Below are 26,347 nucleotides of genomic sequence, written 5' to 3'. Positions count from 1 at the left end.
AAAAAAATCCTATCACTCCGATAGGATTTCTATATTTTACAAAAGTTAAAGTTAGCGTTATACTAGTAGCATCTTATATAAAGAGGTGCTAATATGGCAATTTATAACAATATCACAGAACTCATCGGTAGAACACCGATTGTTAAATTGAATAACATTGTACCAGAAGGTGCAGCAGATGTTTATGTAAAACTTGAAGCTTTTAACCCAGGATCGTCAGTTAAGGACCGTATCGCCCTAAGCATGATTGAAAAAGCAGAACAAGAAGGTAAATTGAAACCAGGTTCTACCATTGTGGAAGCAACAAGTGGAAATACTGGTATCGGACTTTCATGGGTTGGTGCTGCTAAAGGCTATAAAGTTGTTATCGTTATGCCTGAAACAATGAGCGTGGAACGTCGTAAAATTATCCAAGCTTATGGAGCTGAACTAGTCCTCACTCCTGGTAGCGAAGGAATGAAAGGTGCAATTGCAAAAGCGCAGGAAATGGCTGCTGAGCGTGATGGTTTCCTACCATTACAGTTTAATAACCAAGCTAACCCAGAGGTTCACGAAAGAACAACAGGAGCTGAAATTCTAGCTGATTTCGGAGCTGATGGTTTAGACGCCTTTGTTGCTGGTGTTGGTACTGGAGGAACTATTTCTGGTGTTTCTCATGCTCTTAAAACTGCTAACTCAAACATTCAAGTTTTTGCTGTTGAGGCAGACGAGTCAGCTATCTTGTCTGGTGAAAAGCCAGGTCCTCACAAAATTCAAGGTATCTCTGCTGGATTCATTCCAGATACACTTGATACAAAAGCTTACGACGGTGTTGTTCGTGTAACATCAGATAATGCTCTTGCACTTGGCCGTGAAATCGGTGGAAAAGAAGGATTCTTAGTCGGTATTTCTTCTGCAGCAGCTATCTATGCAGCAATTGAAGTCGCTAAAAAACTTGGAGCTGGTAAAAAAGTCCTTGCGCTTGCACCAGATAACGGAGAACGTTACCTATCTACAGCACTCTATGAATTCGAAGTATAGTCTCCTAAATACACTAAGCCCTTGTATAGGGCTTTTTGTTTACCGTTTAAAATAAAAAAAGGATTCCTATGAGTCCCCTCTAACAAAAGAAAAGGAAGCAGAATTGCTTCCTTACTTTTTTATTAGTTATTCAAGGCTGCTGCCATTGTAGCTGCAACTTCTGCTTCAAAGTCGTTTGCAGCTTTTTCGATACCTTCACCAACTTCAAAGCGAGCAAACTCAACTACTGAAGCGTTAACTGATTCAAGGTAAGCTTCAACTGTCTTGCTGTCATCCATGATGTAAACTTGTGCAAGAAGTGTGTATGCTTGGTCAACTTTAGTGTTGTCAAGCAAGAAACGATCCATTTTACCTGGGATGATTTTATCCCAGATTTTTTCTGGTTTGCCTTCTGCAGCCAACTCAGCTTTAATATCAGCTTCAGCTTGAGCAATCACTTCATCAGTCAATTGAGCTTTTGATCCATATTTCAAGTGTGGAAGAGCTGGTTTACCAACCATAGCACGGCTTTCATTATCTTGGTCGATAACGTGGTTCAATTGTGCCAACTCATCTTTAACAAATTGCTCATCCAATTCTTTGTATGAAAGAACTGTTGGTTTCATAGCAGCGATGTGCATTGAAATTTGTTTAGCAAGTGCTTCGTCTCCACCTTCGATTACAGAGATAACACCGATACGTCCACCGTTGTGTTGGTATGCTCCGAAGTGTTGTGCATCTGTTTTTTCAATCAAAGCAAAGCGACGGAATGAGATTTTTTCTCCGATAGTTGCTGTTGCAGACACATAAGCCGCTTCAAGAGTTTCACCTGAAGGCATTGTCAAAGCAAGAGCTTCTTCGTTGTTAGCTGGTTTTCCTTCTGCGATCGCTTTAGCTGTTGCGTTTACCAACTCAACAAATTGAGCGTTTTTCGCAACGAAGTCAGTTTCAGCATTTACTTCAACAACTGCTGCAACGTTACCGTCAACATAAACACCAGTCAAACCTTCTGCAGCAACACGGTCAGCTTTCTTAGCTGCTTTTGCCATACCTTTTTCGCGAAGCAATTCGATCGCTTTTTCGATATCGCCTTCAACTTCAACCAATGCTTTTTTAGCGTCCATAACACCAGCACCAGATTTTTCACGCAACTCTTTAACAAGTTTAGCTGTAATTTCTGCCATTTTGATTCTCCTATATTTTTTAAAAATAGGAGAGCCGGGCTAAGCCCCGCCCTCCTAGGTAATTACTATTTATATGAATTAATCGTTGTCGCCTTCTACAACTTCAACGATTTCTTCGATTGAGTCTGCTTGAGCTTCTGAAGCTGCAAATTCTGCTTCAACTGCTGCAACAGCATCTTCACCTTGGCGACCTTCGATGATAGCGTCTGCCAATTTAGCTGTAATCAACTTAACTGCGCGGATAGCGTCATCGTTAGCTGGGATGATTACATCGATATCGTCTGGATCTGTGTTTGTGTCAACCATCGCTACAACTGGGATTCCCAATTTTTTAGCTTCTTTAACAGCGATTTGCTCTTTATGTGGGTCAACTACATACATTACATCTGGAATACGAGGCATATCTTCGATACCACCCAAGAATTTTTCAAGACGTGCACGTTGTTTGTTAAGAAGTGCAACTTCTTTCTTAGGAAGAACTTCAAAAGTTCCATCTTCTTCCATACGTTTGATTTCTTTCAAACGAGCGATACGTTTTTGGATTGTTCCCCAGTTTGTAAGAGTTCCACCCAACCAACGGTGGTTGATGAAGTATTGACCTGAACGTACTGCTTCTTCAGCAACTGCGTCAGCTGCTTGTTTCTTAGTACCAACAAACAATACAACTGCATCATTAGCTGCAGCATCACGCATGAAGTCGTATGCTTGGTCAGCGTATTTTACAGTTTGTTGCAAGTCGATAACGTGGATTCCGTTACGTTCAGTGAAGATGTACTTAGCCATCTTAGGGTTCCAGCGACGAGTTTGGTGACCAAAGTGTACACCAGCCTCAAGAAGTTGTTTCATTGAAATTACTGCCATGAGTATTTCTCCTTTTTGTTTTTTTCCTCTTCTTGATTTCAGCTTGCAAAACGACCCGAAGGCAACAGCTTCACAATTCATCAAGAATGAGTATTATCGTTTACACGACAAGTTACATTGTATCATAGTTGAGCCTTTTTTTCAAGTAATTTTGCTAGTTTTTCCTTCATAACCTAACTTCCCAACAGAAATTTTAAAAAAATTTATTAACTTTAAATAAAAAAACATCCCAACATAAATTGTTACTGCTAAATGTGCAATAACCGCTTATGTTGAGATTCAGATAAATACAAAATATTTCGAGTTGATAACTTAAATATTTTGATATGAAAGAATCTACTTTATATTTTTTGATAGCAAGTGTCATATCTTCATACTCTATGTTAGTAAATAAAGCTTCATAAAGATTAAACTTGCCAATAAATCTTTGACTTTCTACTTGCTACTTCGCAGTTTTTTACGGATTTTATAGGCTATATTAAACAAGAAATACAATGAGCTAGTTGGATAATTAAACTCACCAGCAAATTCCTCGATAGTGGGATTAAACTTAGATTTAAAATTAAATAACCCACCCTCTAAATGATTTTCAATTCCACCCATATTATGAGTCTCTGCTCCACGTTCAAATGAATGCTGAGCAGTCTCAAACCATGTTGGAATAGCAGGTTGATAATGTCTAAATTCCTCATTCATTCCAGCATATAAGTTTTCAGAAGTTTTCCCAAATTCGATGGTTAAAGTTCCAGACAATGGAACGACACTGTCCCCTCTATCAATATGGCTCTTAAGAAAAGAAATTTCTTCCTCTAATCGTTTTCTCTCTTGCTGATTCTCTTTTATTTTGCCTTCTTTTGTTTTATCAGTAAATTTCTGCGCTATTTTAAGATTCTTTTCGAGTTGCTGCTCAACTTCTTTCAGTCTATTAGGTAAATCTAAGTAGCTCAGTGTGATAAAAGAGTGATCAGGATAAATAGTCAGTAACTTCTGATAATAATCTTTGCCTCGTAAACTGATATTCTTACGAGACTCTGTTTTCTTCATTAAAAATGAAAATTCATCTAATAAGTCGAGTCCACCGAATTTCACTTCCAATCCTTTATTTCTTGCAGTTCGGATTGCCTGTCTAGTAGACTTGGATAGTTGATCTAGCGAGAAGTTTTCTTTATGAATATTAGCTTGAAAACGAGGTTGTATGTTTTCTGCCATATCCTTTGTCAAACCTGTCCAATGAACTTTGTTTTTTTGCAATTCCTCAACAATTTCAAAAGTTTTAGAATTTTGAATAGTTTCTTGGTCGATAAGACTTCGACTGATAAACAAACTTGGATCAAATTTAACCATTATTGCATGGCTTTTTTTAGCAAGTTTTTTCAATGTTAAAAGCACAAATTTCAGAAGTTCTTTATCTTCATAATTAATAACTGGGCCTCTTGGAATATAGAACATGGAAAATCCTAATGGAAGAGGCTGAATTAAGATGTTCGCTACTCCAACTAGTTGATTCTCTTTATAAAATCCAACTCTCTCATTCCCCCAAGTATCCTTTATCTTGGCCCAATCACTACTCTGCAATAAATTCCCTTGAGGATGATTTTCTAAAAATAAATCCCACTCTTGAACATCAACATTCATTTTATAAGTAAACATAATTCCAGTACCAACTCTCTTAAAATCTTGTTATTATTTCGTTAGATAAACATATTTATTCTAGCTACATATCTGATAATTTTCATCCCATCTTTCATTCCATAATGACAAAAACATTCTGATGAAAATTTTTTATTAATACTATACAAAGGGTGAGATTCATAAAACCTCACCCTAAATTTAATAATAATTAATATGTTAGTTTGGATAAATGTATCTTACTGTACCACGTGATGCTGTAGGATTAAACCATCCACGATAATTTCCGATTGGTTGAGTTCCGCTACCATCATAGTTACATTCTGAAACTTGAATACGCGTTGTTGATTCAACAGCTGTAACAACCGCTACGTGTCCATATCCACCATCATCCCAACAAGCAATCGCACCAACTTGTGGTGTAGAACCTGTACGGAAACCTGCTGCTGCTGCACTAGTAGCCCACTGACCACCATTACCCCAATAATCACCAGCCCATGGAGCCAAAGTCTTAGCACCCCATGTACATTGACCTGTAGGGTAACTTGAAGCATTTGAACTATAAGTTGGTCGTTGACTTACAGTAGTTGCTGCAGGTGTGTAGCTTGATTCATCATCTGATGATGAAGATGATGAAGAACTTGAAGTTGCTTGTACTTGTGCAGCAAAAGTTGTGTTGGCTGAAGCTGCAAGTGATTGTTGTTGACTTGCTTGTTTAGCTTTATATGCTGCTTCTGCCTCCGCTGCTGCTTTAGCTTCTGCCTCTGCTGCTGCTTTTTTCTCTAGCAAGCTAGCTTTTTCGTTTTCTGCTGTAGCTTTTTCAGCTGCAAGATTTAACTCAGCTACTTTCAATTCTGCTTGTTTTGTTGTCAAAGCTTGAGCATCGTCAGCAAGCGTTTGTTGGTTAGCAATGACTGTATTGATTGCTTCGTTGTTTGCAACTTGTTTTTCAGAGATAGCTTTCTTATCTTCTTTTTGTTGCTGCAACATTTTATTGTTTGCTGATACGATTTCACTCATAGCTGCTACACGAGAAATAGCTTCTGTGATTGAGTCAGAGTTAATAATCGTATTGATGTAACTTGTAGCAGTTCCGTTTGTTTGTGCGCTACGAGCTTGGTTTTCAAGCGATTCGTTACGTGCTACGATGTTTTTTGAAAGCTCTGCAATTTCACCTTCAAGTTTTTTTGATTCTTCTTGAAGTTTTTCGTTTTCAGATTGTAATTTTTCTTGTTCTGATTGAATAGCTGAAACTTTAGTTTGAATTTCGTCTACTTGTTTTTGAGCTTCTTTCTGTTGAGCTGTCAAGTTACTAATTTTACTATCTTGAGCAGCAATCTTTTCATCTGTTGTATTTGCTTTAACACTTGAAAGAACAGCTCCTTGTGAGACCAATACTGTACTTAACAAAAGTGATGCTAGGATTTTTTTCTTCATAAGTGTAAATACTCCTTCTTTTAAGACAATACTAGTATATCAAAAAAAGGCCTAATAAATATTACGCCTTTATTACAGTTTTGTTTCTTTCTTATAGATATATTTTTTCAAAAATAAACTGGAAAACTAACATCCAGAGACAGTTTAATATCATTGACGGAACTAGACCATAAACGATAAAGACTGTTATACTTTCAGCAGTTAAGCCAATCATTTTCGCTAGAAGAAAACTACCAAATTCAAAAGAGAAAGTCATCATTAAAATAGCTAATAGTCGAGTCCATCTATTTGACAAAATAACTGAGTTGCTTTTATACACTATTGCTCCAATAATCACAAATAGAAGACTAGCGATTCCAATCAAATGGAAGAAATAAATATCGTATATAAGCCCTAGAACTAGACAATAAGCTAAAAACAGATACTCAGATACTTCTATTGTTTCAAACAACAAGAAGATGAAGATAAAGTGGCTCACAATTTGAAAATGTGGAAAAAAACTATTTACAAATTGCCCTAAATGACTGTCTATTAAGACAACTATAGGCAAGAGTAAAAACATCCCTATCTGCTTCAACAGTCTCATGATGGATTCCCCACTAACTCTACGACTTTTAGGTTCATTGGATCAGCATGGAGTTTGACCATAACTTCTCTGGTTAGATAATCACTACTATGGGTAACTGATACAACCTCCCCTACTGGAATATCTGTAGTTTTAAAGTTGCCCAGACCTCCTGTAACTACCTTGTCTCCTTGGCTGATATCACTACTACTATTTAACTGGCTTATTTTAAGCAAGTCTTTTTCTTTGTCGTACCCAATGATAATGCCATATATACTAGTAGAACCGTGTTGGATTTTAACGGAGATTTTCTCCGTATTTTCCGCGTTGGTCAATAAGTTGACCACAGTAGAGTTATCTTCAACCTTTCCCACGCTTCCAATCAGTCCCCCACCAGCAATCACAAGCATATTACTGGTCACACCTTGTTGAGAACCTGAATCAATTGTCAACTCTTGTTTCCAAGTTGCAGGAGTTCTCATGATGACATCAGAAGCAATCAACTTGGTTGCATTCAATTTTGACTTCATATCTAATAACTGACGCAGTTGCTCATTTTCTTCCTTCAGACTGTCTGCTTCATTCGTTTCCTTCTTCATCTGATAGAGTTCTTTTTTGAGAGTTTCATTCTCGTTATAGGTTCTGGTCAAACGACCTAAATCAGATTTTACGGAAGAAAGCCATTGAAAAGGCTTTTGCACTATTCTATCGACTAATGAAATGCCATCTCCAGCTTTTGTTACAACTGCACTTGATTGTGTTGTTACTAAAAAAACGGATACTACTAATACAACGACAAATAGAACAATGATATATTTTGATTTTTTAAAACGGTTCATACCTCTACCTTATATTACATTCTAAGATTTTAGCAAAAATAGAATTGCACCCAATACACAAACAAATAATAGCGCTATACTGTCTCTGTTCATCCAATTTAACTGTCGATACTGGCTACGTCCATTACCACCTTGATAGCCTCTAGCTTCCATGGCTGTAGCAAGAGAATCCGCTCGTTTCAAACTTGTAGCGAACAAAGGAATCAAAATAGGAATCATAGCCTTAACCTTTTGAATTACATTACCTTCTCCAAAATCAACACCACGCGCCTTTTGAGCATTCATAATGCGAATCGTATCATCCATCAAGGTTGGTACAAATCGCAAACTCATAGACAACATGAGTCCAATCTCATGAACTGGAACCTTAAATCTTTTTAAAGGTCCAAGTAAGGATTCAACCGCTGTTGCCAAGCTCAATGGCATGGTTGTCAAAGTAAGCAAGGTTGAGAAAAAGATAATCAACACAAAACGACAAAAAATAATTCCTGCCTGCTCAATACCATAGCTTGTAATTTTTATAAATCCCATCTCGAACAAGACTTGACCACCAGAAATAAAGAACAGTTGAAAAAGGGTTGTAAAAGCAATCAGAAAAAACATAGATCGCAAACCTTTTATAAAAAAAGATAAGGGAACTTCTGATAAAACGACAAATATGCCTGTTGCAATGAAGAGTATGAGATTTGTAATTGGATTATTGGCCCAAAAAGCGATGATGATCAATAAAATCATCGCCACTAACTTACTACGAGGATCTAGACGATGAATAATCGAATTTCCTGGTATGTATCGACCTAAAATCATATTATCCATTGATAAACTCCTTAAACTCCTCTATCGTTATCGGCAATTGTTCGAAAGAAATTCCTCTGTCAACTAGCCTTTGAGCAAATCGTGTGATTTTTGGAACACCCAATTGGATTTTTTCCATAAATTCGACATTTTGAAAGACAAGACTTGGCTTCCCACCCTTAACTAGTTTCCCTTTTTCCATCACATAAACTTGGTCAGCAAATTCGGCCACATCATCCATAAGGTGGGTTACTAGAACAATTGTTATGCCATCTTGATGAAGCTTTTTAAACAAGGCCATCAACTCTTTCCGACCAATTGGGTCCAAACCAGCTGTTGGCTCGTCTAAGACCAAAATACTAGGCTCCATCGCCAAAATTCCAGCAATAGCAACCCGTCTCATTTGTCCACCTGAGAGTTCAAATGGACTTCGTTCAAAGAGTGATTCATCGATTCCTACTAAAGCTAGTTTTTCACGCGCGATAGCTTCTGCCTCTTCTACAGAAACTCCAAAATTTTGAGGTCCAAAAGCCACATCTTTTAGGACAGTTTCCTCAAAAATTTGATTCTCTGCAAACTGAAATACCAACCCAACTTGTTTACGAATTTGACGAATTTGCTTATTGACGGATGTTGATGTAATCAATGTATCAAAAACACGAACACTTCCCTCTGTAGGAACCAACAAACCATTCAAAAGTTGAAGGATTGTAGACTTTCCGCTTCCTGTATGCCCAATAATCGCAGTATAAGAGCCATCCTCTATTGACAAACTGACATCTGACAACGCGGATGAAGCAAAGGGTGTTCCTTCCTGATACGTATAACTAACATTGTCTAGAATAATTCCCATAAAGCCTCCTCAAGCTCCTCCTCGGTCAGGTAGTGCTCTGGTAATTTTAAGCCATTATCACGCAGTGATTGTTTTAATTGGTTGACAAAGGGTTGATCTAAGCCAATTTGATCTAAATCCAATCTAGAAAATAATTCTCTAGGAGTACTTGTTGACTCGACTTCTCCTTTTTTCATTACCAAAACACGGTCACTCATAGCAACCTCATCTAAATCATGCGTAATGGAGATGACTGTCATCTGATGGTCTTTGCGAATCTTCTGGACTATCTTAATCAACTCTAATCGTCCCTCAGGGTCCAACATACTTGTAGCCTCATCCAAGATTAAAATATCTGGTCGCAGAGCAACAACCCCTGCAATAGCTACTCTCTGTTTCTGACCTCCTGACAAGCGAGCTGGTTCCTTTTTAGCAAATTCAGCCATCCCAACCAATGATAAAGCCTCAGAAACACGTTTCTTCATCTCTTCAAGTGGGATTCCTTGATTTTCCAGTCCAAAAGCAACGTCGTCTTCAACAGTTGCTCCTACGAATTGGTTATCAGGATTTTGAAAGACCATACCAATCTTACGTCTTTTTTCCCAGACATTTTCTGGAGTTAGGCAATCACCGTCTATCCAAATTTCTCCAGATTCAGCCTCGAGCAAACCATCAATCAAGCGAACTGTCGTTGATTTTCCACTACCATTATGACCAACGATTGACAACCATTCTCCACGTTTCACGTGAAACGAAATGTTATGAACATCATAATATTCTTGATCTGCCTGATATCGAAAAGACAGGTCTTTTATCTCAATAATCGATTCCATATCTAACGAAAGGTTCCTTTAAACAAATATGCGCTTCCCTTGAAATAATCATAACCAGAATAAACTGTGAAGAACAAGGCAATATAAAGAGTTATCTGACCAAGCACATTCCAGTGAAGTAGCAAGAATATAATCGCAAACATCTGACTAAATGTCTTGATTTTTCCAGGCATAGCAGCAGCTAGAACAGTACCTCCTATTTCAACTAAAAGCAAGCGTAAACCGGTGACAGCAAGTTCACGGCAGATAATAACTGCTACCACCCAAGCTGGTGCCATCTTCAGACCAACCAACATAATAAAGGCTGACATGACCAATAACTTATCAGCCATTGGATCCGCAAACTTTCCGAAATTACTAACCACTTGCCATTTTCTAGCTAAATAACCATCTAGATAGTCAGTGATACTGGCAATAGCAAAAATAACTGCTGCTATTTTATGTAACACAGGAGATGGCCCAACTGATAGAAGGAGAATAAAAATCGGAATAAATAAAATTCTACCAAGCGTAAGCATATTAGGAATATTCTCTTTTTTCATGTTATCCTTCCTTTAGTTTGAACTTAATGTTAGAGTAATCCAACCAGTTTGACCAGTTAATTTTGAAGTGTCAATTTCCTTATTATCAATTTTCACCGATACTCCTTTAACAACACCCAATGTTATGGTTACTGGAGATCCTTTAGAGATGGTTGTTTTGGCTGTTTTATTATTAGGTTCAAGAGTCACTCCTCCTGCTAAATCAGTATCCGAAACACTAATCCAGCTTGTTGTATCTGTTACAGATAAGTGAAGATCCGCAGAATCTTTAGATGTCTTATATTCCACTGACAAAGTATCTCCCTGACCTGAAACAGTCAAAGTAGTTGCCTCACTCGAACTTGATGAACTAGTAGCTTGACTACTACTTGATGCTACACTACTAGAGCTACTTGTTGAACTCACAACACTATAAGTTGCCGCAGAAGACGCAGTTGGTTGGGTTTGAATATAATTCCACACATAGTAGGTTACAAAAATTAAAATTGATAAAGAAAAAAGAACAAAGTAAAATAGCGGGAGAAATGAATTTTTCTTTCGATTAGACCGTCTACGTCCTGAAAGTTCAATCTCATCTACATCAACTTCTTCATAAGTAATCATACTTCCCGAATCATAGGCATCTAGAACGATATTTTCATCTAATTCAACAGCCCAAGCATACTTTCTCAAAAATGAACGAGCATAAAAAGTACTCGGTAGTTTGTCAAAATCATCTGACTCCATTGCCTCCAACAAATCCAGCTGAATATCTGTCTTTCTGTGCAATTCCTCTAAGCTCAGTCCTTGGTTAATTCTTGCAAGACGTAAGACCTCACCAATTGTTTTTTTTCTCATACTTAACATTCCTTCTTTCTAGTGTATTTTCTAGCGATTATATCGGGAAAATTGTACAATCAACCATATCGCTATTATCTATCAAATCATGTCCAGCCTCTAGAACATCTTCTAAAGTAATTTCCTGCAAAAGTTTAGGAAGGTCAAACAGGGCAGAACCTGTATCGGTTGGATGATACTGAGTGGCAATGTATTCTAGGGAATCCATACTATGAAGAAATTCTCCATACATCTCAGTTTTTACAATATCCAAGTGATCCTCAGTTACATCCTCATCTTTAACAAAATTGCGAATAGCTTTACGAAATTGATGAGAAAGTGCCACAGGTTCCTTTGTATCCATTGTTAATATCACAAAATGGAAACGAGGATCAACTTCTATTTCTAGAGACAGGGAAGCATCCAGTTTACCTGTCTCATATAATTTTTGAAATCTTTGTGAAGTCCAACCAAACATCATTGTAAACAACAATTTCAATAAAAGATGATAACGATACTGATCTCGATTGCCGATATCTTCATTTTCTCTAATACCGATCGCTAATTTTGGAGAAGCCACGTCCATCCGTAAACTTTCAGTAGTCTTTACAGGATGTAAAGGTATTTTTTCTCTCTTAAACTCATGTTTTTTTTCTTGAGGATGAGATTTCTTAGCAAAATAATCTTCAAGCAGTTCAAAATCAAAATTCCCCACTAAAAAGATATTACTATTGACAGGTCTGTAAAACTCTTTAAAGTTCTCTTTTAAATCCTCCAAACAAATAGCATCAATAGAGTTTTCACTACCAACAATATCTGAAGCTAAAGGACTTTCTGGATAGAGATTTGCCAAAGTCTTGAAAAATAGACAAGAATCCGGATCATCCTGATACATCTCTCTTTCCTGCTGAATGATATCCTTTTCGCGCTCAACAGATTCTTCAGTCATATTGAAAGTAGTGACAAGTTCTTCTAGCAAATCTAAACACTCTAGAACATTTTCAGAAGTCGAGAAAAGATAGCTAGTGTTCGTAAAGCTCGTAAAGGCATTACTTTCAGCACCCAACTCTGTAAAAGCTGCCATAACATCTCCAGAATCTTCTCTTTCAAAAAGCTTATGTTCTAAGAAATGAGCGATTCCTTGTGGATATTGTTGTAAGTCCTTATCATCCACTGTAAACCTTGTGTCAACAGAACCAACTTGGACACTTACAACGCCATAAACCTCGTTAAAGTCCTTTTTAGGTAGTAAAGTAACTGTCAAACCATTTTCTAAGCTAGTTTGATACAAAGTTTCTTTTACAGCAGGATAATATTTCTTTTGAAAAGTAGGTCTGGTCATTCTGCTCCTTCCATAAAATAAATAGCCTGCAACTTAAAACTGTTTGCTGCTTCACAAATTGCTTCTCTATCAACTCGTTCAAGCTTATCGATTAAAGTTTTTGTGTCAAGATTCGACTTTCCAAAAAAAGTTGACAAATAATATTTATCGACGATAGAATCTTGATTATCCTGAGCTAGTAGTAAAGAGCGACGAATCATTTGTTTGGTCTGATCAATTTCCTTATCTGTAAACTTGCCATTTTTTATGTCAAGTAACTGATGATTCATCAATTTTCTTACTTTATTTCGATTTTGCCGATCAATTCCAGCAAACAATCGTAAAAATCCACTAAAGAGATCCAAATGACTTGATACCGTATAGGCCAGTCCTTCTTTTTCTCGCACTTGGGTAAATAGTTTCGAATGAGGAAAGGCTCCTAAAAGACCATTGACAAGAAGCACTGCCATCTGTTCTTCATCACCATATGCCACTGAACTATGATAGCCCATCTCTAAAACAGACTGTCCTAATCTCTTTCTAACAATACCTTCTCTAAGAATATTAGAATAGGATTGCTGATATTGAATGTTTACAGCTGATTTACGACCTGTTAAAGGAAATTTATGTAAAAACTCTAAAACTTCAATTTCATTAAAATCGCCTAAGAAGAAAATATCTATTTGGTCTTCTTTTAGCATTTTTTGATAGCTTGAAAAACATGTTTTTGAAGTCTCTTCTGAAATTCTAGAAATCAAATCTTTTGGAACTAGCTGCATTGATTCTTCTTGGAAAAACAATTGATCTAACTCTTTATGTGCAAAGAAGAATGGGTCTTCCAATTCTGATTCTAGCCTTGATAAGATCTGTTTTTTCTCGATGTCAAAAGCATTTTTCTCAAATCCATCCTCATCCGACAATGGTGTAAACAGAACCTGATGCAGTAATTCTAAAATTTGAGAAGTTAATACGTTTTTCTTACTTAAAAATTCATCACGCACATAGGTAATATTCAAATCCACAAGATGACTTTGTCCTCTTCGATAGGCGTGCGCTGACAAATCAGTTCCATACAAGGTTGCTAAACGTTTTCTAAACAGTTGAGCAGTTGGATAACTTTGGTTGGCAGTTTCAAGCATACTGGCACTTAACATGCGACTTGAAATTGAATCCAAAGACAATGGAGCTGTGAGACGCACAGTAATTTTATTAGTTTTAAATTTTTTTGATTGGATAAAATGCACTGTAATTCCAGGTACTAACTCCATCTCTTACCTCCTTCTACATAGAGTTCTATTATACCATGAAAAGAGAAAATTTTCTTGTTCTCTTTACCCCTTTTAGAATTAAAATCGCTTTCATTTCTAACGAATTTACCTCTGCCATTTCAAGGTAAAATATGGTATAATACCAAAGATTGAGGTGAACTATGGAATACAAATTATTTGAAGAATTTATCACTCTCCAAGCTCTCTTGAAAGAACTTGGTATTATACACAGTGGCGGAGCTATTAAATCCTTTTTATCTGAGCACCATGTCTACTTTAATGGGGAATTAGAAAATCGTCGTGGGAAAAAAGTAAGAATCGGAGACTCTATCGACATTCCTGACATGAAAATCCAAATCATTCTGACGCAACCGAGCTTAGAAGAACAGGAAGAATATCTCCAAGAAAAACTTGAGAAAGAACGTGTGGCTAAACTTGTCAAAGAAATGAATAAGACGGTCAAAAAAAAGCCAACAAAAAAGACCCCGAAAGCTAAAACAAAAACTGCACCACGTTTCCCAGGTAGATAAGTATGTGGCTAAAAAACTTATCCATCAAGCAATTTAGAAACTATCAGGATACCGAAATTGAATTTAATCCTAAATTGAACGTATTTGTGGGTCGAAATGCTCAAGGAAAAACCAATCTTCTGGAAAGTATTTACTTTTTAGCTTTAACTAGAAGTCATCGGACAAAGACAGACAAAAATTTAATTCAATTTGAAGAAGAACAGCTTCAAGTTTCTGGAATTCTTCAAAAACGAACGGCTACTGTACCACTTGAGATTGACTTAACCCCAAAAGGTCGAATTACTAAAGTTAATCACTTAAAACAAGCTCGACTATCTGACTACATTGGACACATGAATGTTGTCCTATTTGCACCCGAAGATTTACAACTTGTCAAAGGAGCACCTGCTATCCGACGTAAGTTTATAGATATGGAACTAGGACAAATCAAACCCATATACTTGTCAGATTTGTCAAGCTACAATCATGTGCTAAAACAAAGAAATACCTACTTAAAGTCAGCGAATCAGATTGACGAAACATTTTTATCTGTTCTAGATGACCAGCTAGTAGACTATGGTTGTCGGGTGATGGTCCACAGAGAAGAATTTATCAAAAAAATGGAATCTTTTGGTCGTGAAAAACACTTTGATATTTCGGACCAATTAGAAGAGTTGTCAATTCGTTATCAACCATCTGTAAACTTCACTGACAAGGGAAAACTAGCTGAATCTTTCTATGCAGCACTTCAAAAAAGTAGATCAAGAGATTTATTTAAGAAGAATACTGGAGTTGGTCCTCATCGGGATGATATGGTTTTCTTAATCAATGGAATGGACGCAAGCTTTGGAAGTCAAGGACAACATCGTAGCCTTGTTCTTTCTATTAAACTAGCTGAAATCGAATTAATGGAGAGCATTACAAAAGAATCGCCTATACTTTTACTTGACGATGTTATGAGTGAACTTGACAATACTCGTCAACTTAAATTATTAGAAACTATATCTCAAAATATTCAAACCTTTATTACAACAACTAGTTTAGAGCATCTTCAAAACTTACCTGATAATCTCAGTATATTTACTGTAAAGAATGGTCAATTATCTGTAAACTGATATTTACATTGGCGTAAACAATAAAAAATCTCCTGTAAAACAGGAGATTTTTTATTACATTGAATAGTTTGGTGCTTCATTTGTGATTTGCACATCGTGTGGATGGCTTTCTTTTAGACCGGCACCTGACATTTCGATAAATTGAGCATTGTCATGCAATTCTTTAAGGTTAGCTGCACCACAGTAACCCATACCAGATCGGATACCACCAATCATTTGGAATACGATATCAGCTGCTGCTCCTTTATATGCAACACGTCCTTCAATTCCTTCTGGAACGAGTTTATTTGCTTCATTGACAGAACCTTGGAAGTAGCGGTCGCTTGAACCTTTCTTCATTGCAGCGATTGAACCCATACCACGATATGTCTTGAACTTACGTCCTTGGAAGATTTCAGTTTCTCCTGGAGCTTCATCTGTTCCTGCAAACATTGATCCAAGCATTACTGCATTTCCACCAGCAGCAAGGGCTTTAACAATATCTCCAGAATACTTGATTCCACCATCAGCAATGATTGTTTTGCCATATTCACGTGCAACGGCTGCTGCATCATAGATAGCTGTAACTTGTGGAACTCCTACACCTGCGATAACACGAGTTGTACAGATTGAACCTGGCCCAATACCAACTTTAACAACGTCAACTCCTGCATCATAAAGAGCACGTGCACCTTCAGCAGTAGCGATATTTCCAGCAATCAGTGTACGGTCTGGGAAATGGGCACGGATTTCAGCGATTTTACGAAGAACCCCTGCAGAGTGTCCGTGTGCTGTGTCGATGACAATTGCATCTGCTCCTGCTTCAAAGAGGGCTTCAGCACGTTCAAATGTATCAGAAGTGACACCTACCGCACCAGCAACTAGAAGACGGCCAAACTCATCTTTAGCTGCATTTGGAAACTCAATCACTTTTTCAATATCTTTAATCGTGATCAAGCCAGAAAGACGACCTTCTTCATCAACCAAAGGAAGTTTTTCAATACGGTGTTCTTGAAGAATGCTCTCAGCTGTTTCAAGATCTGTTCCAACAGGAGCAGTAACAAGATTCTCACTGGTCATATGATTTGAGATTGGTTGATTGTAATCTGAAATAAAACGAAGGTCTCGGTTTGTTAAAATACCAACCAATTTACGATTTTCAAGAGTTTCAACCACTGGAACACCACTGATACGGTAACGTCCCATGAGTTCATCTGCCTCTGCAATTGTATGCTCTGGAGTCAAGAAGAATGGATCAATGATAACACCATTTTCAGAACGTTTTACCTTACGAACTTCATCTGCCTGCTGTTCAATAGACATGTTTTTATGGATAACACCTAGACCACCTGCACGCGCGATTGCAATGGCCATTTGGCTTTCTGTTACAGTATCCATCGCAGCTGTAATAATTGGGATATTTAAAGTCAGATTATCAGCCAATTTCGTTGTTAAATCCGCATCATTAGGCAACACATGGCTCTCTGCTGGAATAAGCAATACATCATCAAAGGTAAAACCTTTTTTCAAAAATTTAGTGTCCCAATTAGACATTGAAGTTTCCTCTTTTCTTTCTTTTTGAGCTTGACGCTTTTTGTATTGTATCTATCATACCATTCTATGAAAATTTGTCAATTATATTGATAATAGATAATGTAAAAAACTATCCCTTTAATTTTAAAGAAGAGATAGTTTTAGAGTTCATATTTTATCTATTAATGAAAGTAATTTAGACCCATTGCTGATTTTACTTCTGATAGCGTTTGGCCAGCAACTTCTCGAGCTTTTTCACTACCTTTTTGTAACATATTATACACTTCACCCATATCTTTAGCATATTCTAGGCGACGTTCACGGATTGGACCAAGTTCACGTTCTAGGATTTCAAGTAGATACCGTTTTGTCTTAACATCACCTAGACCCCCACGTTGATAATGCTCTTTCATGTCAGCAATTTCTTGAGCATCTTCAGGACGTCCGAATACGTCTAAGTAATGGAAAACCATATTTCCTTCAATCTTACCTGGATCCTCAACACGAATGTGATCTGGATCTGTATACATACTCATTACTTTCTTACGCAAAGTATCTGCATCATCTGACAAGTAGATACCATTATTAAGCGATTTGGACATTTTGGCATTTCCATCCAGACCAGGTAAGCGACCTGCTCCTTCATTTTCAGGATAAATTCCTTCCGGTTCTACTAAAACATCACAATTATAGGCATGGTTGAATGAACGCACAATCTCACGCGTTTGTTCAATCATCGGTTTTTGGTCTGTACCTACAGGAACATAGTTAGCCTTAAAAGCTGTGATATCTGCTGCTTGAGCAATTGGATAAACTAAAAATCCAGTTGGAATACTTTCTCCAAATCCTTTCTGAGCAATTTCTGTCTTTACAGTAGGATTACGCTCCAGACGAGCCAAAGACACTAGATTCATGTAATACATAGACAACTCTGCCAATTCTGGAATTTGACTTTGAATGAAAATCGTTGATTTGTTAGGATCCAATCCCACTGCAAGATAGTCCAAAGCAACATTCCCAATAGACTCTACAATAGTTTGTGGATCTTTTGCATGGTCAGTTAAAGCTTGCTGGTCAGCCAAAAAAACAAACATGTCATATTTATCTTCTTGCTGTAATAAGACACGATTTTTTAAGCTACCAACGTAGTGCCCAATATGTAATTTCCCCGTTGGACGATCTCCTGTTAAAATAATGGGTTTATTCATCTTATTCTCCTTTGATATAGTCCTTTCAATTATAGCATTTTTTTGATAAAAAGACAGGTAATTTTTTTTATCAAATAATTACGATTTCAACTCCTCAACTGTAAACTATCTGTAAATATCCTTTACAAATAATTGACAGAGAAAAATTTGAATATTTGCTGATTTTCTAGTAGAATTATAGTATTACATATAATAGGAGAAAAAAATTGCTAACAGTATCTGATGTTTCACTACGTTTTAGTGATCGCAAACTTTTTGATGAGGTCAACATCAAATTTACAGAAGGAAACACATATGGTTTAATTGGTGCTAACGGTGCAGGTAAATCAACATTTTTAAAAATCTTAGCTGGTGATATCGAACCTACAACTGGTCATGTTTCTCTTGGACCTGATGAACGTCTTTCTGTGCTTCGTCAAAATCACTTTGACTATGAGGATGAACGTGTTATTGATGTTGTTATCATGGGTAATGAAAAACTATACAACATCATGAAAGAAAAAGATGCTATCTATATGAAAGCAGACTTTACTGATGAAGATGGAGTTCGTGCAGCTGAGCTTGAAGGTGAATTTGCTGAACTAGGTGGTTGGGAAGCTGAGAGTGAAGCTTCACAACTCTTGCAAAACTTGAATATCCCTGAAGATCTTCATTACCAAAATATGAGTGAACTCGCAAATGGAGACAAAGTGAAGGTACTCCTTGCTAAAGCTCTATTTGGTAAACCAGATGTCCTTCTTTTGGATGAGCCGACCAACGGTTTGGATATCCAATCTATTACTTGGTTAGAAGATTTCTTGATTGACTTTGATAACACTGTTATTGTCGTATCCCATGACCGTCACTTCTTAAACAAAGTATGTACTCACATGGCCGACCTTGACTTTGGAAAAATCAAACTCTATGTCGGAAACTACGATTTCTGGAAAGAATCTTCTGAGCTTGCTGCTAAATTGCTAGCAGACCGTAATGCAAAAGCAGAAGAAAAAATTAAGCAACTCCAAGAATTTGTTGCTCGATTCTCTGCTAATGCTTCTAAATCAAGACAAGCAACATCACGTAAGAAAATGCTTGATAAGATTGAGCTTGAAGAAATTGTGCCATCTAGTCGTAAATATCCATTTATCAACTTTAAAGCTGAACGAGAAATCGGTAACGATCTCTTGACAGTAGAAAATCTATCTGTCAAGATTGATGGCGAAACTATTCTTGACAACATCAGCTTTATCTTGCGTCCAGGTGACAAGACAGCTCTTATCGGACAAAACGATATCCAAACAACTGCTCTCATCCGTGCTATTATGGGTGATATCGACTATGAAGGAACTGTCAAGTGGGGAGTTACAACTAGTCGTTCTTACTTACCAAAAGACAATTCAGCTGATTTTGCTGGGGGTGAATCTATTCTTGACTGGTTGCGCCAATTTGCAAGTAAAGAAGAAGATGACAATACCTTCTTGCGTGGTTTCCTTGGTCGTATGCTCTTCTCTGGAGATGAGGTTAACAAACCTGTAAATGTCTTGTCAGGGGGAGAAAAAGTGCGTGTAATGCTATCGAAACTCATGCTTTTGAAATCAAATGTTCTAGTACTTGACGATCCTACTAATCACTTAGATTTGGAATCTATTTCAAGTTTGAACGATGGATTGAAAAACTTCAAAGAATCTATCATCTTTGCCAGCCATGACCATGAATTCATTCAAACATTGGCTAACCACATTATTGTCCTATCTAAAAACGGTGTAATCGACCGTATCGATGAAACCTATGATGAATTTTTAGAAAATGCTGAAGTACAAGCAAAAGTCAAAGAACTTTGGAAAGACTAAATAATACTTTAAAACTCAGTTGGATTAACCAACTGAGTTTTCTAACATTCTATGAGGTGACATGAAAACATTTTTCAGAAACTATTGGACCTATCTTATTTCTTTCATCATTCCCCTAGTGATTATGTTCGGAGTCTATCTTTCTCAAGGTATCTACTGGAATAGTGATACTTCACCTTTATTAGGGGATGGATTTCATCAATATGTTATTTTTGATCTTAATCTTCGTAATATTTTACATGGGAGTGATAGTCTATTTTATACTTTTACCAGCGGTCTAGGTCTCAATTTTTATGCCTTGTCCAGTTATTACCTTGGTAGTTTTCTATCTCCTCTTGTTTATTTTTTTGATGTGTCAAGCATGCCAGATGCAGTTTATCTTTCAACCTTGTTGAAATTTGGCTTGATAGGTCTGTCAACCTTTTTTAGCTTGAGTAAACTATTTAAAAATATACCAGCCCCACTTCGATTAGCTCTATCTACCTCATATGCTTTAATGAGCTTTACAGTTAGTCAACTTGAGATTAAAACCTGGTTAGATGTTTTTATTTTAATTCCCTTAATTTTAACTGGTTTACATCTACTCATAACGGAAAAAAAACGTATTCTATACTTTACAAGTTTGTCAATATTATTTATCCAAAACTACTATTTTGGTTATATGACTGCCCTGTTTTTAGTAGTTTGGTATTTTTGCCAACTTTCCTGGGATTTTAAAAGTCGCAAATATTCTTTCCTTGATTTTTTCCTAACATCCTTACTCGCTGGTTTAACAAGTTTCATCATGACACTCCCAACCTTGTTTGATTTAAAAACTCATGGTGAAAAACTAACCGCTATTACAAAAATAAAAACAGATGCCAGTTGGTATCTAGATCTATTCGCTAAACAATTTATTGGTGCTTTCGATACAACTAAATATGGTTCTATCCCAATGATTTTTGTTGGCCTCCTTCCTTTTATCTTAACAATTGTATTCTTTACATTAAAATCAATTAAGTTTCACGTGAAACTATGCTATGCAACTCTACTCATTATCATCATTGCTAGTTTTTATCTAGAAGCCTTAGATTTATTTTGGCAAGGAATGCACGCGCCAAATATGTTTCTTCATCGCTATGCGTGGATTTTCTCTACTCTTTTAATTTATATATCAGCAGAAGTTTTTAATAAAGTTAAAGATATAAAATTGTGGAACGTTTTATTCTCAATAACTTTACTTTTATCTGGCTATCTGGCAACCATTTATTTTAAAAATCATTATTCGTTTTTAACTAAATTAAATATACTCTTAACGCTTGAATTCTTAGTGGTATACTTACTGTTATTATTGGCACTTATTAAAAAACTGATTTCTCCAAAAATCTTTTCAATTCTTATTTTGATATTTACAATAAGTGAAATTAGTTTTAATACTTCATCTCAACTAAATGGAATTACTAAAGAATGGGGATTTGCTTCTCGTAGTACCTATGATAAAGATATTCCAAGTATGGAAGCTATTTTGGAGTATACCAAACAGCAACCAGATACATTTACACGAACTGAAAAGTTACAAACTCAAACTGGAAACGATAGCATGAAATTTAACTACAATGGCATCTCACAATTTTCATCTGTTCGTAATCGTTCTGCAAGTACAACGTTAGATAAGTTGGGTTTTAAATCTTCAGGTACCAACCTTAATCTTCGTTATGCAAATAATACTATCATTGCAGATAGTTTATTTGGAATCAGCTACAATATTTCTGAAGCCTATCCAGATAAATATGGTTTTCATCCAAGCTATCAAAAAGATAATCTAACCCTTTATAAAAATCAATTCGCTCTCCCAATTGCTTTTGCTACACAGTCTCTTTATAAAGATGTCACTTTTAATGACCATACTCTTGATAACCAAACTCAATTTTTAAATGAAATTGCTGGCTTAAATGAAGAGTACTTTTATCCGATAGATCATCATACAGACTCTGGTGACAGCGTGGTCAATCTAAACGGAACTGATACTGAAGATGCAACTATCAGCTATAGTATTGAAGTACCTGATAATAGTCAGGTTTACCTTTCCATGACTAAGCTAAATTTTTCAAATGATAAGAAAAAGCAAGTTGACATCATTGTCAATGGTGAAAAAAAATCCTTTACCACAGATAATGCTTTTACATTTTTTAATCTTGGATATACAGAACATAAACAAACTTTTGATATCCAGGTTAAGTTTCCAGGAAATGCTCAAGTATCATTTGAATCTCCAACTTTCTATCGTTTAGATACTAAAAAGTATACAGGGGCAATTAGTAAAATAAAAGAAAATCCAGTAGAAGTGAGCTCTTATAAAAATAAAGTCATTGTAAAATATAAGGTAAAGAATGAAACATCGATCTTTTTCACAATTCCTTACGACCAAGGTTGGTCTGCTTATCAAAATGGTAAAAAATTACAAATTCAACAGGCACAAACTGGATTTATGAAAATTGATGTTCCTGAAGGTGAAGGAACTATTACCCTTTCCTTTATACCAAAAGGATTTGTTGCTGGTGCAAGTTGTTCTCTTATAGCCATTATTGTCTTTATTTTTTATGATATTCAAAGAAAAAAATATTCTAGATAAAAAAACTATCGACCGAATTGGTCGATAGTTTTTAATCTTCTTCAACTTTTTTAGATTGGTAGGAAAGCATTCCTAAAGCAACAAAAATCATTATTGTAAAGATAAGGAAAATAATCTGACTATGAATATTACCTGTCATAGAAATGGTTTGTCGTAGACCTGAAACTGAATAACTCATAGGTAACCATGGGTTAATAGTTTTAAAGAATTGATTCGTCAAAGCTAAAGGATAAGTTCCTGCACTTGATGCTAATTGAAGGAGTAATAAAATTAAGGAGAAGAAGGCGCCTAGGCGAGAATTCCATGTTGTCAATGCTGTTACCATCGCCATGAAAGCAAGACTGGTTAAAATAATCAAAGCAAAGGTCTTGAATTCGTGAACTGCAGTCAGTCCGATTAAATGTACTCCACCATAAACTAATACTCCTGCCAAACCAGCAATGATACCGTTAATTTCAAAGCGAGACTTAAACCAAGCCCAGCGACTTTCTGGATGGCGCCCAGAAGGCAATTTAGCAAAAATCATATTAGTTGAAATAGCAGCAACAAAAAGAGCAACTGATATCATATATGGAGCCATGGCAATTCCATTAACTGCTACTTGATCCGTATCAGTTTTTGAAAGACTTAGAGGATCAGCTAGTAAATCTGCATTTGTTGGTTCAGTTGAAGCCTGTTTCAATTGTCCCTCAGCCTCTGTCAAACCTTGATTTAATTGACTTGAACCATCACTTAATTTTCCAAGTCCTGATTGTAGAATTTCTGATCCTTGAGCAAGTTGATCTGCTCCACTAGCTATTTTTTCAGAACCATTAGATAGTTTATTTGCACCAGAAACTAGCTGGTCTGATTTATCAGCTAATTGTTGAGAGCCCGCTTGTAATTGATTAAATCCAGCGGTTAAATCTGATGTTTTATTATTTACTTGGTTGACACCTGATGCAAGTTTATCAATTCCTGTTGCTAATTCTGGTGCATTCTCTGCTAACTTAGCAGTAGCACCTGTCAATGTAGAAGATTTTTCTGTCAACTGATTAGAACCTTGTAGCAACTTATTGAAACTTCCTGTCAAGTTCGAATTTTTCGAACTCAACTGACTTGCTCCTAAAGCTACTTGGTCTACTGATTTTGTGTAGTTGTCAATACCAGATGTAAGAGTTTGACTAGCTGGCAATAATTGACCATCAATTGCTGTTTGAACCTGTGTTAATCCACTTAACAAACTTGTCAATGTTGAAGAAGCAGTTGGTAATAATTGACTTGAGTGATTCTTTAATTGAGTTAGACTATCTGTTTGAGTGGTTACATTTTCTAAAGAAGATTGTAACGTTTGAACTGTAGTTAAAATTGTTCGTGCTGACTCACTAGTAGAAGATGATGGATTAGAAACCACAGAAGTTATCTCTGCCTGTTGGTCAGGAGTTAAGCTTTGATAAGCACTAGTAGATTGAATAGCTGACAAAGTAGTTTCTTTTTCAGCTTGATTTGAAGTAATGATGCTTTGTGCTGAATTTATAATCGTTGATAGACTACTAGAAAGCTGGTTTGTTACTTGTGTTATCTCTCCACTATCTGCTGTTTGAATATTTTGAATAGCTTGATTAAATTGCTCTAAACTAGTTGCTAATTGTTTAATCTGATCTTTTTGTTGGGTTGTCCCATCTAATTGAGTAGAAAGTTCTTGAATACCTTGATTAAGTTGTGTTAATCCTGTACGTAGAATCTCTGATTTAGTAGAAATCTGATTTGCACCTGATGATAGACTTTGAACTCCATTTGTATAAGTATCAATACCAAGTGAAAATTGATTTAATCCTGAATTTAATTGAGAAACACCACCTGTATAGGCTTGTGTGCCTGAATCAAGTTGAGTCAATCCTGATACCAGTGCCGGTGTCTGTGAATTCAGTTGGTTTAATCCATTGTCGATTTGTGAAATAGCGCTGGTATATTGATTTAAACCAGTATTAAAATTACCAAGACCAAGATTTAACTGATTTACACCAGCTGTATAGGTTCCTAAACCTGTAGATAATTGATCAGCACCATTAGAAAATGTGAGACTTGATTGAGCTAAGGTTTGAAGATTGGTCGTTAAGGTTTGACTCCCATCCGAAAGCTGATTCGAACCATCAGCCAACTGTAAACTTGCATTTGCAGATTGAGATAAACCAATTTTTAAATCACCCATCTTTTTAAATAAAGCTTTAGTATAAGATTGAGTAACATTAGTAGCCACTGTCTGTTTCATTTGTGTCATGGCAGAATCACTCATCTTGCTTGCAATAAAACTATGACCACTTGATGTCTGATAGTCAATCGTCATCTGTTCAGGATGATTTGTAAGGATAGAAGAAGCTTTCTCAGAAAGATTACTTGGCAACGTTACGACCATGTAATAATCTCCATCCCGCAGGCCTCTTTCTCCCTCACCTTCATCTACAAAATGAAAATCAAGGCTATTACTATCTTTTAAATTAGACACCATGTCTTCACCAATAGTGAGTTTTTCATCATTATAAGTAGCAGCTTGATCCTTATTAACAATTGCTACAGGTAACTCCGAAAGTTTACCATATGGATCCCACATTGATGATAAGAAAATGATATTGTAAAGAGCTGGAATTAAGGAAATTCCTATCATGACAATAATAAATGTCGGTTTTTTAAAGATTGCTTTCCATTCTTTAAACATATTGTCTCCTTTTTTAAACTACTTGTCTAAATTTTTGATATAATAGATTATACATAAAAAAATTAAAAAGACAAGATAAAAAAACTATTTTTGAACACATTGTCTAAAAATGTTCATCTGGAGGGAACATGCAAGAAAGTAATAAACGATTAAAAACCAAGCGTATTATCGAAAATGCCATGGTAGAATTATTGATGGAACAACCATTCGATCAGATTACAACTGTTAAATTAGCACAAAAAGCTGGAATTAGCCGCTCCAGTTTCTATACTCATTACAAAGATAAATACGATATGATTGAACATTACCAAAGTAAACTATTTCATACCTTCGAATATATCTTTCAAAAACATGCTAATCACAAACGAGATGCTATTCTAGAAGTATTTGAATACTTAGAATCAGAACCACTTCTAGCAACTCTTTTATCTGAAAATGGAACCAAGGAAATTCAAAATTTCTTGAGAAATAAACTTCACATCCTACTGAGCACAGACCTTCAAAAACGTTTTATGCAACTCAAACTAAATGAAATAGAATTAGAATACAGTAGCGTCTACCTGACAAATGCTCTCTTTGGAGTCTGTCAAACCTGGATTGCCCATGGAAAAAAAGAAAGTCCACAAGAAATTACGGACTTTTTAATGAAAATGTTAGGGGATACAAATTAATAAAAAAGCTCTATAATATTTATAGGAAATTACCCCCCCTATGAATATTATGGAGCCTATTTTGTTATTCTTATTAGGCTAAGACAATACAATTTCCTTAGTTTTATTTTCGGACACAAATCATTATCTATCCGTATGTTAGGTATACCTCCCCTCATTACATCGGACAAAGAATCAAAAAAAGGAACATCAAATTAGTGTTCCTTTCATCTGACTCCGCCAGTAGGACTCGAACCTACGACATCATGATTAACAGTCATGCGCTACTACCAACTG

At 36.2% G+C, this 26,347-nt stretch carries 22 protein-coding genes; 6 read left to right on the top strand and 16 right to left on the bottom strand.

Features of this window, described 5'->3' with window-relative positions:
• The first annotated feature begins 93 nt into the window (after positions 1-93).
• Positions 94-1,020 (top strand): cysteine synthase A, encoded by a 927-nt coding sequence (gene cysK / locus ADH81_RS02105; protein ID WP_049526157.1) that lies wholly within the window; start codon positions 94-96, stop codon positions 1,018-1,020.
• A 122-nt stretch (positions 1,021-1,142) separates the two neighbouring features.
• Here the strand turns inward: cysK and tsf are convergent, their stop codons facing one another.
• From tsf to yfmF, 13 genes are all read right to left on the bottom strand, one after another.
• Positions 1,143-2,183 (bottom strand): translation elongation factor Ts, encoded by a 1,041-nt coding sequence (gene tsf / locus ADH81_RS02100; RefSeq protein ID WP_000808094.1) that lies wholly within the window; start codon positions 2,181-2,183, stop codon positions 1,143-1,145.
• A gap of 78 nt (positions 2,184-2,261) precedes the next feature.
• Positions 2,262-3,044 (bottom strand): 30S ribosomal protein S2, encoded by a 783-nt coding sequence (rpsB, locus tag ADH81_RS02095; RefSeq protein ID WP_049526154.1) that lies wholly within the window; start codon positions 3,042-3,044, stop codon positions 2,262-2,264.
• A gap of 435 nt (positions 3,045-3,479) precedes the next feature.
• Positions 3,480-4,694, bottom strand: coding sequence for an aminoacyltransferase (locus ADH81_RS02090; RefSeq protein WP_049526152.1), 1,215 nt, complete (start codon positions 4,692-4,694; stop codon positions 3,480-3,482).
• A gap of 198 nt (positions 4,695-4,892) precedes the next feature.
• The gene (pcsB, locus tag ADH81_RS02085; protein ID WP_045762422.1) at positions 4,893-6,110 is read right to left on the bottom strand and encodes a peptidoglycan hydrolase PcsB; all 1,218 of its coding nucleotides are present in this window, start codon (positions 6,108-6,110) and stop codon (positions 4,893-4,895) included.
• Between the two features lie 91 nt (positions 6,111-6,201).
• Positions 6,202-6,696, bottom strand: a complete 495-nt coding sequence (gene mreD, locus ADH81_RS02080; RefSeq protein ID WP_049526150.1) for a rod shape-determining protein MreD — start codon at positions 6,694-6,696, stop codon at positions 6,202-6,204.
• A complete protein-coding gene (gene mreC / locus ADH81_RS02075) occupies positions 6,693-7,514 on the bottom strand; it encodes a rod shape-determining protein MreC (protein WP_049526148.1) in 822 nt (273 codons plus the stop codon). The genes mreD and mreC overlap by 4 nt, the downstream gene beginning before the upstream one ends.
• Positions 7,515-7,535: 21 nt before the next feature.
• Complete coding sequence (locus ADH81_RS02070) at positions 7,536-8,330, bottom strand: energy-coupling factor transporter transmembrane component T family protein (RefSeq protein WP_049526146.1); 795 nt, start codon at positions 8,328-8,330, stop codon at positions 7,536-7,538.
• Entirely contained in the window at positions 8,323-9,162 is an 840-nt protein-coding gene (locus ADH81_RS02065; RefSeq protein WP_000511391.1) for an energy-coupling factor transporter ATPase, read from the bottom strand. Before ADH81_RS02065 ends, ADH81_RS02070 begins: the two co-directional genes overlap by 8 nt.
• Complete coding sequence (locus tag ADH81_RS02060) at positions 9,147-9,974, bottom strand: energy-coupling factor ABC transporter ATP-binding protein (protein ID WP_049526144.1); 828 nt, start codon at positions 9,972-9,974, stop codon at positions 9,147-9,149. The genes ADH81_RS02065 and ADH81_RS02060 overlap by 16 nt, the downstream gene beginning before the upstream one ends.
• Positions 9,975-9,976: 2 nt before the next feature.
• Positions 9,977-10,516, bottom strand: a complete 540-nt coding sequence (gene pgsA / locus ADH81_RS02055) for a CDP-diacylglycerol--glycerol-3-phosphate 3-phosphatidyltransferase (RefSeq protein ID WP_049526143.1) — start codon at positions 10,514-10,516, stop codon at positions 9,977-9,979.
• A gap of 12 nt (positions 10,517-10,528) precedes the next feature.
• A complete protein-coding gene (gene rodZ / locus ADH81_RS02050) occupies positions 10,529-11,353 on the bottom strand; it encodes a cytoskeleton protein RodZ (protein ID WP_080936287.1) in 825 nt (274 codons plus the stop codon).
• A gap of 37 nt (positions 11,354-11,390) precedes the next feature.
• Positions 11,391-12,674, bottom strand: coding sequence for an EF-P 5-aminopentanol modification-associated protein YfmH (yfmH, locus tag ADH81_RS02045; protein ID WP_049526141.1), 1,284 nt, complete (start codon positions 12,672-12,674; stop codon positions 11,391-11,393).
• A complete protein-coding gene (gene yfmF / locus ADH81_RS02040; RefSeq protein ID WP_049526139.1) occupies positions 12,671-13,921 on the bottom strand; it encodes an EF-P 5-aminopentanol modification-associated protein YfmF in 1,251 nt (416 codons plus the stop codon). Before yfmF ends, yfmH begins: the two co-directional genes overlap by 4 nt.
• Before the next feature lie 161 nt (positions 13,922-14,082).
• Between yfmF and yaaA the strand changes: the two genes are divergently transcribed.
• Together yaaA and recF are read left to right on the top strand one after the other, a co-directional pair.
• The gene (gene yaaA / locus ADH81_RS02035) at positions 14,083-14,451 is read left to right on the top strand and encodes a S4 domain-containing protein YaaA (RefSeq protein WP_049526137.1); all 369 of its coding nucleotides are present in this window, start codon (positions 14,083-14,085) and stop codon (positions 14,449-14,451) included.
• A 2-nt stretch (positions 14,452-14,453) separates the two neighbouring features.
• Positions 14,454-15,545 (top strand): DNA replication/repair protein RecF, encoded by a 1,092-nt coding sequence (recF, locus tag ADH81_RS02030; protein ID WP_049526135.1) that lies wholly within the window; start codon positions 14,454-14,456, stop codon positions 15,543-15,545.
• Positions 15,546-15,599: 54 nt separating this feature from the next.
• Here recF and guaB read toward each other — a convergent pair whose 3' ends face one another.
• Entirely contained in the window at positions 15,600-17,078 is a 1,479-nt protein-coding gene (guaB, locus tag ADH81_RS02025) for an IMP dehydrogenase (RefSeq protein WP_045762410.1), read from the bottom strand.
• A gap of 161 nt (positions 17,079-17,239) precedes the next feature.
• On the bottom strand, positions 17,240-18,265 hold the full coding sequence (gene trpS / locus ADH81_RS02020; protein ID WP_001039667.1) for a tryptophan--tRNA ligase: 1,026 nt from the start codon (positions 18,263-18,265) through the stop codon (positions 17,240-17,242).
• Between the two features lie 206 nt (positions 18,266-18,471).
• Here trpS and ADH81_RS02015 point away from each other — a divergent pair, with 206 nt between their 5' ends.
• A complete protein-coding gene (locus ADH81_RS02015) occupies positions 18,472-20,094 on the top strand; it encodes an ATP-binding cassette domain-containing protein (protein WP_045762408.1) in 1,623 nt (540 codons plus the stop codon).
• Between the two features lie 61 nt (positions 20,095-20,155).
• Complete coding sequence (locus ADH81_RS02010) at positions 20,156-22,705, top strand: YfhO family protein (protein ID WP_049526132.1); 2,550 nt, start codon at positions 20,156-20,158, stop codon at positions 22,703-22,705.
• A 31-nt stretch (positions 22,706-22,736) separates the two neighbouring features.
• Here the strand turns inward: ADH81_RS02010 and ADH81_RS02005 are convergent, their stop codons facing one another.
• Positions 22,737-25,400: a YhgE/Pip domain-containing protein gene (locus ADH81_RS02005; protein WP_049526130.1), complete on the bottom strand. Its 2,664-nt coding sequence runs from the start codon at positions 25,398-25,400 to the stop codon at positions 22,737-22,739.
• A 128-nt stretch (positions 25,401-25,528) separates the two neighbouring features.
• On the opposite strand from ADH81_RS02005, the gene ADH81_RS02000 reads away from it, so the two are divergent.
• Complete coding sequence (locus ADH81_RS02000; RefSeq protein WP_001158258.1) at positions 25,529-26,071, top strand: TetR/AcrR family transcriptional regulator; 543 nt, start codon at positions 25,529-25,531, stop codon at positions 26,069-26,071.
• The last annotated feature ends 276 nt before the right edge of the window (positions 26,072-26,347 follow it).

Source organism: Streptococcus pseudopneumoniae (assembly GCF_001072925.1).
Classification (GTDB): Bacteria; Bacillota; Bacilli; order Lactobacillales; family Streptococcaceae; genus Streptococcus; species Streptococcus pseudopneumoniae_Q.
This window is presented reverse-complemented; position numbering and strand designations above follow the sequence as displayed.